Origin of the sequence: Tatumella sp. UCD-D_suzukii, from assembly GCF_000611875.2 — a bacterium.
Lineage (GTDB): Bacteria > Pseudomonadota > Gammaproteobacteria > Enterobacterales > Enterobacteriaceae > Tatumella > Tatumella ptyseos.
Genome location: NZ_JFJX01000001.1, coordinates 126,097 through 141,601 on the forward strand (window position 1 = coordinate 126,097; position 15,505 = coordinate 141,601).

The window sequence follows — 15,505 nt, forward strand, 5'->3', positions numbered from 1 at the left end:
GTCACACTCAGGCCTCTGTGCGGACCTGCGGGTTGATCATACGACGTAATAACGGGATAAGTACGGCGATCACCACGGCGGTGATCACTGAACCCCAGCCCAGCAGGTTAAAGACATGGCTGTAGCCCGGGTTGGTTGCCACAGGCGTGGTATTACTGTTATCCGGCATCATGCCGGAGAAATAGTCTGCCAGTACCGATGCCACACCGGTCACCATCATCCAGCTACCCATCATCAGCCCCTGATGCTGTTTCGGTGCCAGTTTTCCGATCATGGCATAGCCAATCGGGGAGATCAGCAGTTCGCCGATACTCTGCAGAATATAACTGATCACTATCCATTTGAACGCCATCAGACCATTACCGCCCGCCAGGGAGATCCCCACCGGTAAGACCAGCATACCCAGGCCGATAAACACCAGCGAAGAGGCAAACTGTAGTGGTATGTCAATCCGGTAACCTTTTTTACGCAGGCGGTTAAAGTACATCGCCATTAACGGACCACCGATCACAATAACGATGGTATTAATGTTCTGGATCCACTGCGGAGCGACTATCCAGCCATAGACATTCAGGTCAATATTATGTTCGGAGAACAGCATCAGTCCCATCGGTGCCAGCTGATACAGTGACCAGAAGACCAGAGAACCGAGCATCAGAATAAGGTAAGCCCCCATACGTGAACGCTCATCGGCCACCGGGTGTTTTAGTGTCATCAGGCACAACAGAATGAAGATCAGACATCCGATAGCGATAACAAAATAGCTGCTGATAGCGGCATAGGTCAGCATCACACGAATAATTGGTAGCAGAACGACCAGGATAGCCACCCCGGCGACCAGACGCTTCCGGTAGGTCGACGGGCTGACCTGTGTCAGTGGGGTGCTTTTATCTTTCAGGTGAGGCCAGAAAACCAGCGCTGCGATGATGGCGATAATGTTCCCCAGCGAAGCAAACAGGAACAGTGCCTTGTAGTTTTCGCTCAGCTGATAATAACCCGCGACAGTAAACCCGATAAAAAAGCCCAGGTTCATCCCTGCATAGTTCCACAGGAAAGCGCTTTCCCGACGATCATCTTCCGGCGCAAAACGCTGTGTCAGCATCATATTGAGGCAGGTCACATTCAGCCCGCTTCCGGTCAGGAACATGGCCAGTCCCCAATAAAGCCCGGTGACGCCGGCGCTGGCAATCAGATAACAGCCGATAACCTGCAACACCATCCCGAGGACAAACAGGTTACGGTTACTCAGATAGCGTCCCCCCAGGTATCCGCCAAACAGGTGAAGACCATAGTTAAACGCACCGAAAACGCCCATGATGGCATTCGCTGAGTCTTCGCTGAAGCCCAGTTTCTTTGTTGCGTACAGAACCAGTGTGGAATAGAGCACGGCAAAGCCGAGCGTAGAAAAAGTCTGGATGAAAAACAGAATGGCGGAACCGCTGATTTTCTCCGGTGTGGTTTTGACTGAAGCGTTCAACGCTTTCCCCTTATGATACAGATGTTGTGTAAATCTCTGGCGCGCACTGCAACAGCAGTGCACCGGACTTTTGTCAGGATTGTCAAAAAATGCCATCTTTCTGTAAAACTAACAACTATTAAATCTGATTATTTATGCATTAAATCCGGCGCAATGCCCATAATCCCCTTAGCAAAGACGACTATTGGTGAATAAGCAGAATAAAATTCCGCCGACTTTTTGTTCGTTTATTTGTACGATGAAGTACGTTGAGGTGCTACTGTCCGGAACCCTGGTGACGAAAAATCCCGGGCTGAGCGTAAGAAAAAATTCATTGGTTTTAACTATCTGAATCAACGTTTTAATCGTTAACTTTTTTAATAAAAGGCCGGAATTCAGGGGGTTCAGCGTTATACTTTCCAGAGTAAACAAAGCGCTGAGTCTTTCATCTATGCCTTGCATGCTGTGCTGGAGATTCTGACCACTAAGCTGTTTTCATCTCAGGTGAGTTATGTCTCCTTTACAGTTTGCTAATTTTTCAATCAATTTTGTTTTCCAGCCGATGTTTGGTAAAACCGGAGAGTTGTTAGCGGTTGAATGTTTATCGAGGATCACCGCCAACCACCAGGGGACAACAATCTCTCCGGAATTTTTTTTCCAAAGCGTCACTCCTGCCATGAGTATTGAGATCCTTAAGGCACAGATTGATTTAATCGGGTCTTACCGTGACTGGTTTATTCGTCACAATGTGATTGTGACGGTGAATATCGATGATAAGTCACTGGGCTTTGTGAACGAGCATTATCTGTCTGAAGGCAATGCCTTTGCGGGGTTTATCCATTTTGAAGTGAATGAATCTTCAGACAGTCTGGTACCTGAGTCTAACCAGGCCCCGGTATTCCATAAGCAGCGGACATTCTGGCTGGATGACTTTGGTTCCGGCCTTTCCGGATTCTCAGCTGTTTTCGATAATCAATTTCGTTATATTAAAATAGACCGATTTTTGTTCTGGAACTTTATGAGTAAGCCTGGCGGAAGCCAGCTGATGGGGGCGTTACTGAACTTCTTTTCATTAAATAATTGTAATGTGGTTGTCGAAGGTATTGAAACCGATCAGCATGAAAAATGGCTGTCTGAAATGCCGTACTATGCGTTACAAGGGAAGCTCTGGAAGGAGCTGACCATTGAAGAGTTGTGCTGTGCTGCCTGACAGAACCGCGGTATGACGTCTGTGGTGTCACAGGCGTGTGGCCTCTGTCTGCTATCTCATAAAGAGAGCAAGCCTTGTGAATACCTTCCTATTTTTATATGTTATTTTAAAGTTTCTCTTAAGTAAGAAGGCTTATCTCCTATGGCTGGTGTTAATACTGATCCGCAGACGCTCAGAAATGATCGTTTTGAACTGGTCGCAATCCTGCGTACCCTGCTGAAAGAAAAACATCGTTTTAGCCTCAGTTCTGAAGAGGGGCACGATTTCGAATTGCTACGTGTTGAATCCAGCCGTGTTTATCTGAGCCTCCCGCAAGCAGATTTTACCTTACCCGCAACTCTTGAACTCAGCGCAGAAGGGAGTGAAGCAAAAATTATTTTTACTCTGAATGCTGTCCGTCAGGAAGAAACCGCCGGGGGGACTGTACTGACCGGCGAGATCGGTAATGAGTTTAATTACTTTCAACGGCGTATTAACCTGCGCGTTCCGCTGCCTTTATGGAAAAACTTTACCCTGACGTTGCCGCTTTCAGGGCTTAGTGCACCCCGACCCTTTATCATCTATGACTTTTCGGTCGGCGGATTAGGCGTTTACACACCGAAGCTGTTGTCAGAAAAAGCCAAAGTCGGCGCGGTATTTAAGAAAGCATTATTGTCTTTAGGAGAATACGGTGAGTTTAAAGCCAATATTGAGATTATTGCGCTCAGTGAACTTGAAGAAGAACTGCCGGAATACCCTGGCTATCAGCAACGGATGTCAGTCAGATTTACGAATCTGTCACTGATAAATCAGCGTAATTTCCAGAAAATTGCCTATGCGTTCGAAGTCAATTTTAAGCGTAAGCGATAACCTGTCTCTGCCTCTTCCCTCCGATAACCGGAGAAAATTTCGGTTCCCCTCACACGACTGATAAACGACATACTCCGTTGCTTCTGCGACAGATAACGCTGTGGACGGCCCCGTGACGGGGCCGGAGCCAGGATTATTTGAACGTTATATTGACGGTGGCGGTGGTATTGAAAGTCCCTACTGTCGGTGAATTGGTAAGCCATTTCAGATAAGCAATATATCCGACCGGGATGGTTGTCGTAGAACTGCTGGTGATCGCGGTTGTGGTGAAGGGGTAGACCTGACCAAAGACAAGCGGTGTCCCGGTATTACTTTGGCTCGTCAGATAAACGCCGATCCCGGGTTTCGTGGACGGAATGAGCAGAGTGGGGTCGCTGGTGCTGACATCGTTACTACTAAAACTGGCGACCAGTTGCTGACCCACGCAGCCCCCCCCGGACACATTTGCGGTGACCGTAAACGGTATGGTTTTCGCTATTTTGCCGACCGCGGAGGTTTCACGCATGACATTACCGAAATTGATATTTGACGGTGAAATAGTCACTGTCGGAGTACACTGTATCACCCTGATATTATTGAAGTTAGTCAGGTTGGCGACATAGTTACTGTTTGGGGTGCTGTTAATGCCCAATACACCATCCACCTGAAATACGCCCGCGGTACCAATGTCTGTAAAGGTTGTTTGTGGTGCGACCCCGGTGGCTTTCAGGTAAATCGAAAAAGTAAAACTGATGGTCAGTGGTCTGGCCTGGCCGTACTTCGCATAATACGCGGAATCAAAAATCGTACCGCGCCCGACATCAATGGCTTTGGTCGCGACAGCGGTGTTAATAGAATCATAGTCTTTACCGTTGATCGTCACACCGACGCTCAGCGAAGGGTCTATTTTACTCAGACCACCCTGCGGGTTCCAATAGAGCCAGGCATCCTCTCCCCCCGGATAGCCTTGCATATCCCAGCAGGTAAAGGTGGCAGTATAGGTAGACGAACGCCATAAGACGTTACCGGCGGTAAAGTCTGATTTAGCAAAGGACACCGATCCAATCGGAAAACTTTGAGAAATAGAGCCTGTCGGTGACGGTGTGTCGGCGTAACTGCCCTGGCGGCAGGAGAGGGCGAAACTTTGCTGGCTGGCGAAAATCGCGCAGAGAACCAGCAAAGAGCCTAATAATTTTCGTAGGGTGTGCAGTGTCATTGCCTGGCTCCTCAGGGGCGTTGGCAGGTCAGTGTAATTTCCTGATATCCACTGGTTTTTGTCTGATCGGCCAGCTTATCGGGGATGAGTAAGAAACATTTATCGTTCGGGCCTTCACCCCATTTCACTGTCAGTTTTTCGCCGGCCGCAATGCCGGAGACAAACAGATCGCCTTTCATTCCCACGGTACCGCTATTACGTCCCCGGGCATTAAACACCCCCGCACCAATCTGCGGATAACTGTGATCCGGCAGGGAGGAATGAATGAGCAGGCTGTGGCCATAAAAGGTATTGAAAGTGACGCGGACAATGGCTTTCTGCATCGGGACGACCTGGATAACTGATTGCGGAATATCCAGCCCCGGACGCATCTCTTCGGTATTCAGTGCGATGGTATTGTACCGGTACGCCGTCAGGTTATTGACAATAGCGTACCCAAAGCGGTCCACTTTAACGCCTGGTGAGTTAAGGATCCCCACACCTTCGGCATTTTTCGCTTTGATGATAGCAAAGGTATCGCCCAGCGGTTGCGAAAGCGTGACTCCACCGGAGTGGACAACCAGACCGCCACTGGCACCCAATGCCGTCTGAGTATAGTTGTTGCTGTAACTGTAACTACCGTTCAGATTACCCATACTGCCCTGATACCCCAGGTTTGCGCCGCTGTTTTGTCCGCCGGTCTGAGTATGGCCGGTCGTCACTCCGTAGCTCAGACGGTTATCATCAAGCAGGGTGCCTGAAACGCCGGTGTTATAGCTGTCGCCCGACTGCTGGTCATGTGCCAGCTGGGTGGTGGAGACAATCGCGTTATTATTATTGTTCCAGACCAGCGGGATAGAAAGTGTCATGTTAATGCTGTTATCGGCATAACCATACTGGGAACGGGTCGACTGCCAGTAGACACCGTAGCTCACATTTTTCCAGGCATTGGAATATCCCAGTTGCACGGTACGGGTTTTCTGACTGGTTCCCCAGTAACGTTGCTGGTTAGCATTAACATAGATACTGCCATAACCTTTCAGGTTCTGGTTAATCGAAACTTCCATACGTTCACGCTTATTGGCATAAACGTTTGAGTAATAAGTCGCGTTATTGGTCTGCGCCCAGGCGGGTGTCCCGTCTGCAGTGTCATTCGGGTCGATATAGTCGCTTTCGTATTGACCATCTTTCCAGTCACGCCTTTCCTGCACGGCATCACTGAAATCATAATATCCGGAGGTCGAATAACGGTACCCTGCCAGCCGGAAATCGGTACCGAAATCACTTAATGACTTCGCATATAAAAGACGATAGCTCTGACCTTCTTTGGTATCACCGGAAGCCAGATTAGTTTTGGCGTAACTGCCATCCAGGGAAACCGCACCCAGATCACCCAGACCGGTCCCCATACCCAGCACGGCCGACTGATAGTTGTCGGCGACAATCACACCGCCGTACGGCGTCAGATTATGGCTGATCCCGCGGGCCACGGTACCCTGAATAAACTGCGGCTGATAACCGCTGATACCATCATGGTAACGACCGGCGGTGACCTCATAGTTCCACAATCCGTTACGCAACATACTGGTGACAGATGAATAGGCAACGGTAAAGGTTTTCCTGGAACCATCGGCTTCCGTCACGGTGACATACAGCGTACCGCTGGTATTGGGATAGAGATCACTGATAGCAAACGGACCCGGCGGCACAGTTGTGCTGTAGACCAGGTAACCATTCTGGCGGATAGTGACCCGGGCGTTGGAGGTCGCTACACCCCGGACGACCGGGGCATAACTCCGCATACTTTCCGGCAGCATGTCATCGACACTACTAAGTTTGACTCCGCGAAACTGGATGCTGTCAAAGACACTGTTGCTGGTAGAGGACTGGCCCACCAGAAAACGGCTGCGCATAGCAATAATATCGGTTTCTGCCCAACTGGAAATATTATTCCAATGAGAGCCGGTAATATTATCATGGGTATAGTTGCCGTTTTGACGTAAACGCCAGCGGCCAAGGTTCAGGCCATTATTTAGCGACAAATACGTATATTCGTTATTATCGGCGACGGATGAACCGCGATAATTGTTTTTGTCGTAGTTGAGCGTGTAATTAACAAATCCGGCATTCACCCCCTGGTCCCAGATACGGGTAGGGATGTATCCCTGAGGAAGCGTTTTCAGGTGGGTTTGCGGGACTGCCAGATCGATACGTTGCTGAGTAATATCTGCGGCGACTTTGGCATCCGGGATATATTTACTGATATCAATACATTGCTTACCGGCCAGAGGGGCGGGAAGAATAATACCATATCCGTACAATTGCTCAGTACTAAAACAAGGACGAACACCTTCCGGCGTTCGGATAAATGTCACCGGCAGGCTATCGACTTTTTGGGAGTTCAGATAAATATCGAACGGGTAAGTGCCTGGCTGAATACTGTCACCGACCGACACCTGACGTGCTGCATTGAGATTGCCTGCACCATGAACGAATTGCATATTAAACTCTTCCGCACTCGCTCCTGACATTGCCAGCAGACCGGGGAGCGCAATAACCAGCGACAAAGAGTAACGTGTTTTTATTTTCATGGTGGCCAGCTTCTGAAGTCTGTTTATTTAACCGGAAAGTTGTTTACTTCGGTGGTCCCACCATAATCATTAACATAGCTGAATGAGACGGTAGATCCGAGCTGAGTATTTGCCGGAAGAGTAAACGCTCTGGTAGAAAAAGGTGAGACCATATCCAGATAAATATCCTGAGCGCTTTCCTTATTCAGGTGCAGACGGTTCAGCGAGATATACATCGGGCCATTATTGGTCACGGTTAACTTATTGCCGTTTTGTGTCCATATCAGTTTCTGCACTTCTTTATCTAAGGTCGTATTCAGGCCCTGAGGACGATAAAAAAGCTTCAAGCGGCTATGAACGGCAATTTGCAGAACATTAGGATCTTTGGCCTCCGGAGGAATTTCCTGAAGATTAATCCAGAATAATGACTCACGGTTAGTCGGTAATCCATGACCGGCGTAAATAAAACGCAGTGTGGCCTCTTTACCCGCATCGATTCGCATAATGGGCGGGATCACCTGCATCGGGATCGGCGCATTACTGCTGCGATCTTCGTTTTCCAGCCAGCTTTGTAACATGTAGTTCTGGTTACTCTCATTTTTTAATGAGAGTGACGCAGAACTGCTGCCTGAATTATAAATGACTCTGGTGGCCTCCAGTTGTATTGCTGCAAACGATGAGACTGAAAACAGCTGGAGCAGTACAAAAAAGATAAACTTCTTCATCATTAGTTCCTGTTTTTCCACCAGAGTATTAGCTGTTACTGATATTCGATAGAGAAATTAGTGGTGGCGTTAGCCTGTCCGCTCGGGGTGCCTTTTGCGAATGCATAGTATCTGGCAGCCAGTTTGATATTCAACGCGCCAGTAGAGTCTGTTGCCTGGAAAGGTACAGAACTGCTGGTATCACCGATAGTATAAACTCCCCCGCTCGCTAAATCCGTAATCTGAATACCGACACTTGTTGACGGATCAGTACCGGCTACACCGGTCGGAGTCAGTTTCAGTAAGGACGGGTATCCTGAAACTGCGGTACCATCAAAGCGAACTTTGATTGAACCGGTAGTACATTTGCTCAGGTCGATTTCAAAAGGACGCGGGCCGGCAGTCTGAGTCGGGGAAGACAGTGCTGAGCTTGAATAGTTACCCATCGCCACAGAGATAGTTTGGTTGGTGGCATTGGTCACTACGCAACCTGACTGCGTGATGCTACCGGTAAAGGAAACGGTTCCATCCGAAGCAAATGTCTGCACTGATGTCAGAGTTAAGGTTAATGCTGCTATTGGTAACAGAACTTTTTTCATTTTACTACCCCATGACTGATTAAAAATAATGATGAAATGTAAGGTTGAGTTCCTCTGGGAACCTGTCGGGGCTCTGCCATTCTGATAACCAGCCTTAAGGGCAAACACATCAGGAAGCATCTCCGTGAACAAAAATATATCACCTGAAATGCGTGGTATTGATAGGAGCTGAAAATTGATAAGGCTGTCTTTGATAGTTAAGTTCTGTTTTACTTTTTGACCAGCAAAGAGATCCATTCATTAACATAACTGTCGAAATACTGTCATATTCCTGAATAGTGTTCTCTTTTGGTCAATATCTTATTGATATGGCGGATCTTCCCGTTTCAGGTTCGTTGGCAGTGGTCAGGGCATAACACACCCCTTTTTTCAGACGAAAATAGGGTATTAACCCGCATGTTCGCAGGCAGAACGGAAAAAAAATCAAATAACGGCGAAAATTCATCAAAACGCACGCAGGAGGCCGTGATAAACGGACAGAATGCCGGGGAAATGGTCGGGAAATGACTGTCAGAAACAGCACCCCCGGGAGGGGGCGCGGGGAAAGATTACTTCACAGTAAAGATATAAGTCCCGGTGGTTTTATGCCCATCAACAGACAGCGCATGCCAGGCGACCTGATATTCACCCGCAGACAGAGGCGCATTCAGCGGGGCCACCAGCGTATTTTTTTCCTGGTCGCTGAGTGAGGCTTTGCCGGTACTGACCGTTTTATCGCCCTGGTGTGTCACCGTGGCATTACTGAATGACGGCTCCAGATCTTCAGAAAAATGCAGTGTTAAGCGGCTGGGGCTGGTGGTGAGTTGGCTTTGCGGTGCCGGTTCGGCTGAGGTCAGATGTGCATGGGCCAGTACCGCCGTGCTGGTCAGCGCGGACACAAGCAGGGAGGTCGTGACGGCCAAAGATTTTACTGAAAAAGACATTGTTTATTTCCTTGTAATAACGTCAAAGTTTACCGGTAAAAAATACACCGGCAGGGATCGGTAAAGTCCGGCTGCTATATTTCGCCAGCCTCCGCCTGCGAAGGCTGGCAGCAGGTGAGTTCGCTGAGACTGCAGATAACGGGACAGGACGGGCGCAATAAACATCATCAGGATTGCCGGTAATGCAATCACTGCAGGATATTTAGCCGGTGACAAGCGGATACTACATGCCAAAGGAGTTACCCATCATTGATCTGTCGCGTTATTGTAATTATTTTCGCACAGAAATGTTAATGGTTAACCCTTTTATTTTACATAGTGATAGCACTGACACTGTACGAAAGGTGAGTAAGGACAGTTATTACCGCGGATCCGGCCGGGGGATGCCGGGAAATCGTTTTCCGGGCATCGCTGCCGTCTTCGGTAAAACAGGATAATGGTGGCTTTATCCGAAATCGTTGCCGGGAGTTCTCTCCCGGCAACGCGTATCAGACATGGGATCTTCCGGAATAGGTCGCACTTTTTTCCGCAGGCGCAGCGACAGGGGCAGTCCGGCGGGGCAGGATCAGATTAAGCAGAATAGCCAGGATGCCCCCGCTGGTGACAGCGCTCTGGAACATATTACGAATAATCGCAGGGAGTGCCTTGAGCACTTCCGGTTGTGATTCAATGCCCAGACCGACACCAAACGCAATGGCAATAATTAACATACCACGGCTATCAATCGGTTCGCGGGTCATGATCCTGATCCCCGCGGCCACGACATTACCGAACATGACCAGTGTGGCACCTCCGAGCACGGGTTTAGGCAACTGTTCGAGCACATGACTGAACATCGGGAAGAGTCCCAGCAGCACAAAAATACCGCCAATCCAGAAACCCGCATAGCGACTGGCGACCTGGGTCATCTGGATGACACCGTTGTTCTGAGCAAAGGTTGTATTCGGGAAGGATGAAAACGTTGCCGCCAGCAGACAACTGACGCCATCGCCCAGGATCCCGCCTTTAATCCGTTTTTCGAATTCCGGACCTTCTACCGGTTGTTTTGACAACATACAGTTGGCTGTCAGGTCCCCGACGGCTTCGATAATAGAGATAAGAGAGACCAGAGCCACGGGAATAAAAAGCGACGGTGTAAAATCCAGGCCGAACCGGAAAGGGATCGGCAGGGTAATCAGTGAGCCCGGCGTGCTGAAGTGCGGGTGAAACGAGCCGGTAAGCCAGGCCGCAACACTGCCGGCCACAATACCGGTGACAATGCCCGAGAGCCGCAGCCAGGGCGAACGGCTGCAATTCATCAGAACAATCACCAGCACTGTCAGGGCGCCGAGCCACAGGTTTGACGGTGCACCGAAGTCAGCTGCGCCGAAACCCCCGCCCCAGTCACTGATACTGACGTTAATCAGACTGATACCGATCAGGACAATGACACTGCCGGTCACCAGCGGGGTGAGTACACGTGAAAACGTATGAATAAACCGGCTGACAATCAGCGGAATAATGGCTGCTACCAGGTTACAGCCAAAGATCATCGCTAACATCTGTTCAGGGCTGGCACCCTGGCTTTTAAGCATCAATCCGCCGGAGATAATGACCCCAAGAAAGGCAAAACTGGTACCCTGCAGGCAGATCATTCCCGCGCCGATGGAGAAAAAACGGCCTGCCTGCAACAGAGTGCCCAGGCCGGAGGCAAACAGCGACATACTGATAAGCCAGGGAAGGTATGAGTTCAGCCCGAGTGTGGACCCGATAATTAATGGCGGAGTAATGACACCCACAATACTGGCCAGCATATGCTGGATGGCAGTAAACAGTGCAGGCACTGCCGGTATCTTCTCATTCAGGCCATACAATAGCTCGGTATCATGCTTATCATTCATCGGGTGCACTCCGGGAAGAAACAAAAGTTTTATATCTCAAGCAATATTCAGGCCATATCGGGGCAGAGTGAAGCTCACCGGTCAGGCATGTATGGCTAACATAATGCTATTAAAAGAAATTAACCGGGTTTGTCTGAACGAATACATTGCAGAATGACGGGGGTGTTCTGGAACGATTGTCTCAGGATGGCTGGCCGGATGCCCCTTTTTTGTGCAACTCCCGGGGTGACGACGACAGCGGTGCATTACGAACGGCGGGAATATCCGTGCTGGCGGACAGGGGAAAGCGGTCTGGCGGGGAAGAGCCTTTAGCAGGGGCGATGTTGTGCTGAACAGGACTTACAAAACAACAGCCCCCTCCATGAGAGGGGGCTGTCCGGTCAGTAATGGATAACCGTACGGATCGACTTACCTTCGTGCATCAGGTCAAAAGCATCATTAATCTCGTCCAGCCCCATGGTATGCGTGACAAACGGTGCCAGTTCAATATCACCTTTCATTGAGTCTTCAACCATACCCGGTAACTGTGAACGGCCTTTCACGCCACCAAAGGCAGAGCCTTTCCAGACGCGCCCGGTTACCAGTTGGAACGGACGGGTCGAAATTTCCTGTCCGGCTCCCGCAACCCCGATAATGACCGACTGGCCCCAGCCCCGGTGCGCACTTTCCAGCGCGGCGCGCATCACATTGACATTACCGATACATTCAAAGGTGTGGTCAACACCCCATTTGGTCAGTTCAACAATCACCTGCTGAATCGGTTTATCGTAGTCGTTCGGGTTCAGGAAATCCGTCGCACCAAACTGTTTAGCCAGTTCGAATTTTTCCGGGTTGGTATCAATGGCAAAGATCCGACCGGCTTTTGCCTGACGGGCCCCCTGAACCACTGCCAGACCAATGCCTCCCAGTCCGAAAACGGCAACGGAATCGCCCGGCTGAACTTTTGCTGTGTTATGAACGGCTCCGATACCGGTAGTGACGCCGCAGCCTAACAGGCAGACATGTTCATGGTTAGCTTCCGGATTAATTTTCGCCAGAGAGACTTCAGAAACCACCGTGTATTCACTGAAGGTTGAGCAGCCCATATAATGGTAGAGAGGCTGGCCCTGATAGGAGAAACGGGAGGTTCCGTCCGGCATGACACCTTTCCCCTGCGTTTCACGTACAGCGACGCACAGGTTAGTTTTACCGGATTTGCAGAAGTCACACTCTCCGCATTCAGCCGTGTACAGCGGGATCACATGGTCACCCACGTTGACGCTGGTCACGCCTTCCCCCAGTTCGACGACGACACCTGCCCCTTCATGTCCCAGTACGACAGGGAACAATCCTTCAGGATCATTACCGGACAGGGTGAATGCATCGGTATGGCAGACGCCGCTGTGGGTTATTTTAATCAGGACTTCACCTTTTTTTGGCGGAGCGACATCGATTTCTACAATTTCCAGCGGTTTGCCCGGGCCGAAAGCAACGGCGGCACGTGATTTCATAACTTTATTCCTGTGACAGAGGGCAGATCCGGCTATTTAAGATAAGCGCGAACCAGCCCGATGGTATCGTTAACTGACGTATTGAGCTGCCGGCTATCGGTCTCAGTACCGTCAAAGGTTTCTCTGATATGGCTTTCCAGCACTTCGGCCATCAGCCCGTTGACTGCGCCACGGACTGCGGCGATTTGCTGCAGAATAGCCCGACACTCTTCCCCTTCATCCAGTGCTCTTTCCAGGGCATCGATTTGCCCGCGAATACGCCGGACCCGGGTCAGTGTCTTCTTTTTTGCTTCCGGAGTGGATGGCATGTTGAACACTCTCACTGAGATGACCGGAACGAATATACTATATGGGAGTATAGTATGTGAAGTGAGATCGGTAAATTTTCCTTTCGTTTTGGTCATCGGAAACGTACGTTATTGATAAGTCACGAATGAAAACGATCCGTGAAGAGCTGCTTATTTATTTTTATCATGAGCGACAGAGAAAAGGCTGTCCCGGAATAAGCAGCACGGTTATGCAGTAATGTCAGCAATAACACAGAGAAAATAACAAACGGGGAACTTATGATCAGACTGACAGGCCGGCTGATAGCGAAAACAGCGGAAGATTCAGCGATTATTCGTCGCTATCTTCCGGAACACCAGCGTTTGTCACGCGCGGAAGACGGGTGTCTGTTTTTTGAAGTGATTGAAAGTGACGATCCGCTGATCTGGCGGGTGGAAGAGCTTTATACGGATCAGCGAACATTTGACGCACATCAGACCAGAACCCGTAACTCTGAGTGGTGGAAACAAACATCCGCTATCTTAAGAGAATATCGTATTCATGAAGGATCGGATGTTCCGGCGGAGTCGCCGCGCTGAACCCCCCGGGCTGACAACGTACTGAAACCCGTCTCGTTCCTGCTCTGCAAAACAGTGAATTGTGTAGCCTGTAGTAATGAGGCAGGGGAAAAATCCCGTGTCACTGCATAAAGTTATCAGGCTACCTGAGTGGGTATTTGGCGGGAAAAAATCACAGGATAACGATGAATATTAAAATCAGAAGTACAGAGGCAGGAGATGCGGCGCAGTACCTGACAATATCGTGCCAACAGACTGTTCAGGAAAATACATTGGGTATGCCCTGCCAGTCACTGAATGACTGGAATGAACGGTTGGCCTGCAACGGTCGTGACGGGATTTATCATTTTGCCGCCGACGCTGACGGGGAGTTAGCCGGAATCATTACTATCCGTAATCCTCAGCACCCCAGGCTCAGGCACACCACCAATCTGGGCATGTTTGTTGATGAAAATCATACAGGCAAAGGCGTGGGTTCCGCATTAATCGAATTTGCTCTCAGATACTCTTTTCACTGGCTTGGTGCGGTCAAAGTTGAACTGGAAGTCTTTACCGATAATGTGGCAGCCATCGGGCTATATAAAAAATTCGGGTTCCGGGAGGAAGGGATCAGAACGAAATCGGCGCTGAGAAACGGCCAATATGTCGATGTTCTGATGATGGGGCTCGAGGTGCAGGATACAGGAACGTCATCCGGCAGCGATCACAGATACTCTGCCTGACAATAAACGATCCCGGCGCCGTGCAACTCCCTCCGTATTCACTGAGGGCCGGAAACGAAAAAGCCCCGCATTTCTGCGAGGCCTTAGAAAGAGTGGTGCCCGAACTCGGAATCGAACCAAGGACACGGGGATTTTCAATCCCCTGCTCTACCGACTGAGCTATTCGGGCAACGGGGCGCATTAAACCGTAATGGCCCTGAGACGTCAACTCTTTTTACCAGACAAAAGCAGAAAAAGGCACTGACTGTCTGCTTAATAGACAAAACTCACTGATTTGCTGTTTTTTCCGTCAGGCTGTCTGTCCGGCCAAGGGGGACTCAGGCACCATTCTGTTTCATGGTCGAGCCCCCGCAGAGCAGACCGCCGGTAGCATCATGCGGTGAGGCTGCGTAATACCGTCTTCACCGGTGAACGGTTGAAAACGCTACGGCTGTCAGTGTCTGGCAGTGAATGTCCTGGCACTGACTGACCTCTGGCCGCCGGACCCGTTGTTAGCCCAGAGCACCGTTTTTACGGCACAGTGCGACCTGCAAAATATCCTCAGCCAGACGACGGGCGATAGCGATATCCTGCAGGTTGCGTTTGACCAGTAACTTACTCAGGCAGCCTTCCAGTATCAGTTCCAGTTGGTCGGTAACCATGGTCGGGTTATCGGTTTCCAGAGATAAAAGGTACTGATGGGTATACTGCCATGATGCCTGTTTTTGTTTTTCAGCTTCCTGATGGATGGGGTGATGTGGGGCAGGGAAAGCACTGCAGGCCGCGATAAACAGACATCCCGGAAAGCGACCGCGTTGAACGTGCTCTGATAACAGCTCATAGCGTTTCAGAATTTTTTGCTCAGTGGTCAGTGAACTGTCCTGGCGGATATCCTGACGCCACCCGGCAATTTGTTGCCCGTGGAACGCGAGAGCATTACGCATTAACTGCTCTTCATGGGTATCCTCACCGACCAGTATCCCCAGTTCACCCAATTGTTGCTTCAGCGTACCTGCGGCAGCGAATCCCTGCTGCTCAAGCAAATGTAATACCTGTTCTGATATTTTTTCCGGTGACACACGAACCTCCAAAAAAGCGATACCG

At 49.9% G+C, this 15,505-nt stretch carries 14 protein-coding genes and 1 tRNA gene; 4 read left to right on the plus strand and 11 right to left on the minus strand.

Annotated features, from left to right (window positions below):
- Positions 1-7: 7 nt before the first annotated feature.
- Complete coding sequence (locus tag CG67_RS00610; protein WP_025901046.1) at positions 8-1,477, minus strand: peptide MFS transporter; 1,470 nt, start codon at positions 1,475-1,477, stop codon at positions 8-10.
- A gap of 490 nt (positions 1,478-1,967) precedes the next feature.
- On the opposite strand from CG67_RS00610, the gene CG67_RS00620 reads away from it, so the two are divergent.
- Positions 1,968-2,666: an EAL domain-containing protein gene (locus CG67_RS00620; protein ID WP_025901048.1), complete on the plus strand. Its 699-nt coding sequence runs from the start codon at positions 1,968-1,970 to the stop codon at positions 2,664-2,666.
- Between the two features lie 141 nt (positions 2,667-2,807).
- The gene (locus CG67_RS00625) at positions 2,808-3,515 is read left to right on the plus strand and encodes a hypothetical protein (RefSeq protein WP_025901049.1); all 708 of its coding nucleotides are present in this window, start codon (positions 2,808-2,810) and stop codon (positions 3,513-3,515) included.
- A gap of 133 nt (positions 3,516-3,648) precedes the next feature.
- Here the strand turns inward: CG67_RS00625 and CG67_RS00630 are convergent, their stop codons facing one another.
- From CG67_RS00630 to frmR, 8 genes are all read right to left on the minus strand, one after another.
- A complete protein-coding gene (locus CG67_RS00630; protein ID WP_025901050.1) occupies positions 3,649-4,710 on the minus strand; it encodes a fimbrial protein in 1,062 nt (353 codons plus the stop codon).
- 11 nt (positions 4,711-4,721) lie between these two features.
- A complete protein-coding gene (locus CG67_RS00635) occupies positions 4,722-7,280 on the minus strand; it encodes a fimbria/pilus outer membrane usher protein (RefSeq protein WP_200910033.1) in 2,559 nt (852 codons plus the stop codon).
- A 23-nt stretch (positions 7,281-7,303) separates the two neighbouring features.
- Positions 7,304-7,987, minus strand: coding sequence for a molecular chaperone (locus tag CG67_RS00640; protein ID WP_235501088.1), 684 nt, complete (start codon positions 7,985-7,987; stop codon positions 7,304-7,306).
- A gap of 32 nt (positions 7,988-8,019) precedes the next feature.
- Positions 8,020-8,562: a fimbrial protein gene (locus CG67_RS00645; RefSeq protein ID WP_038024494.1), complete on the minus strand. Its 543-nt coding sequence runs from the start codon at positions 8,560-8,562 to the stop codon at positions 8,020-8,022.
- A 548-nt stretch (positions 8,563-9,110) separates the two neighbouring features.
- Positions 9,111-9,485 carry a copper homeostasis periplasmic binding protein CopC gene (gene copC, locus CG67_RS00650; RefSeq protein WP_025901054.1) on the minus strand — a complete coding sequence of 125 codons (375 nt, stop codon included), beginning with the start codon at positions 9,483-9,485 and terminating at the stop codon, positions 9,111-9,113.
- 488 nt (positions 9,486-9,973) lie between these two features.
- Positions 9,974-11,365, minus strand: coding sequence for a uracil-xanthine permease family protein (locus CG67_RS00665; protein ID WP_025901056.1), 1,392 nt, complete (start codon positions 11,363-11,365; stop codon positions 9,974-9,976).
- A 380-nt stretch (positions 11,366-11,745) separates the two neighbouring features.
- Positions 11,746-12,855, minus strand: coding sequence for an S-(hydroxymethyl)glutathione dehydrogenase/class III alcohol dehydrogenase (locus CG67_RS00670; protein WP_025901057.1), 1,110 nt, complete (start codon positions 12,853-12,855; stop codon positions 11,746-11,748).
- A 32-nt stretch (positions 12,856-12,887) separates the two neighbouring features.
- On the minus strand, positions 12,888-13,163 hold the full coding sequence (frmR, locus tag CG67_RS00675; RefSeq protein ID WP_025901058.1) for a formaldehyde-responsive transcriptional repressor FrmR: 276 nt from the start codon (positions 13,161-13,163) through the stop codon (positions 12,888-12,890).
- Between the two features lie 258 nt (positions 13,164-13,421).
- On the opposite strand from frmR, the gene CG67_RS00680 reads away from it, so the two are divergent.
- Both CG67_RS00680 and CG67_RS00685 read left to right on the plus strand, forming a co-directional pair.
- Positions 13,422-13,721 carry a putative quinol monooxygenase gene (locus CG67_RS00680; RefSeq protein ID WP_025901059.1) on the plus strand — a complete coding sequence of 100 codons (300 nt, stop codon included), beginning with the start codon at positions 13,422-13,424 and terminating at the stop codon, positions 13,719-13,721.
- 164 nt (positions 13,722-13,885) lie between these two features.
- Complete coding sequence (locus tag CG67_RS00685) at positions 13,886-14,422, plus strand: GNAT family N-acetyltransferase (protein ID WP_025901060.1); 537 nt, start codon at positions 13,886-13,888, stop codon at positions 14,420-14,422.
- A gap of 93 nt (positions 14,423-14,515) precedes the next feature.
- Here the strand turns inward: CG67_RS00685 and CG67_RS00690 are convergent.
- A tRNA-Phe gene (locus CG67_RS00690) sits at positions 14,516-14,591 on the minus strand.
- Between the two features lie 322 nt (positions 14,592-14,913).
- The gene (locus CG67_RS00695) at positions 14,914-15,480 is read right to left on the minus strand and encodes a transcriptional regulator (RefSeq protein ID WP_029991381.1); all 567 of its coding nucleotides are present in this window, start codon (positions 15,478-15,480) and stop codon (positions 14,914-14,916) included.
- Between the last annotated feature and the right edge of the window lie 25 nt (positions 15,481-15,505).

Excerpts from the sequence above, each read along its gene's own strand:
- CG67_RS00670 (WP_025901057.1), bottom strand. The coding sequence starts at position 12,855 with ATGAAATCACGTGCCGCCGTTGCTTTCGGCCCGGGCAAACCGCTGGAA.
- CG67_RS00680 (WP_025901059.1), top strand. The coding sequence starts at position 13,422 with ATGATCAGACTGACAGGCCGGCTGATAGCGAAAACAGCGGAAGATTCA.
- CG67_RS00620 (WP_025901048.1), top strand. The coding sequence starts at position 1,968 with ATGTCTCCTTTACAGTTTGCTAATTTTTCAATCAATTTTGTTTTCCAG.
- frmR (WP_025901058.1), bottom strand. The coding sequence starts at position 13,163 with ATGCCATCCACTCCGGAAGCAAAAAAGAAGACACTGACCCGGGTCCGG.
- CG67_RS00640 (WP_235501088.1), bottom strand. The coding sequence starts at position 7,987 with ATGATGAAGAAGTTTATCTTTTTTGTACTGCTCCAGCTGTTTTCAGTC.
- CG67_RS00630 (WP_025901050.1), bottom strand. The coding sequence starts at position 4,710 with ATGACACTGCACACCCTACGAAAATTATTAGGCTCTTTGCTGGTTCTC.
- CG67_RS00635 (WP_200910033.1), bottom strand. The coding sequence starts at position 7,280 with ATGAAAATAAAAACACGTTACTCTTTGTCGCTGGTTATTGCGCTCCCC.
- CG67_RS00625 (WP_025901049.1), top strand. The coding sequence starts at position 2,808 with ATGGCTGGTGTTAATACTGATCCGCAGACGCTCAGAAATGATCGTTTT.
- CG67_RS00685 (WP_025901060.1), top strand. The coding sequence starts at position 13,886 with ATGAATATTAAAATCAGAAGTACAGAGGCAGGAGATGCGGCGCAGTAC.
- copC (WP_025901054.1), bottom strand. The coding sequence starts at position 9,485 with ATGTCTTTTTCAGTAAAATCTTTGGCCGTCACGACCTCCCTGCTTGTG.
- CG67_RS00645 (WP_038024494.1), bottom strand. The coding sequence starts at position 8,562 with ATGAAAAAAGTTCTGTTACCAATAGCAGCATTAACCTTAACTCTGACA.
- CG67_RS00665 (WP_025901056.1), bottom strand. The coding sequence starts at position 11,365 with ATGAATGATAAGCATGATACCGAGCTATTGTATGGCCTGAATGAGAAG.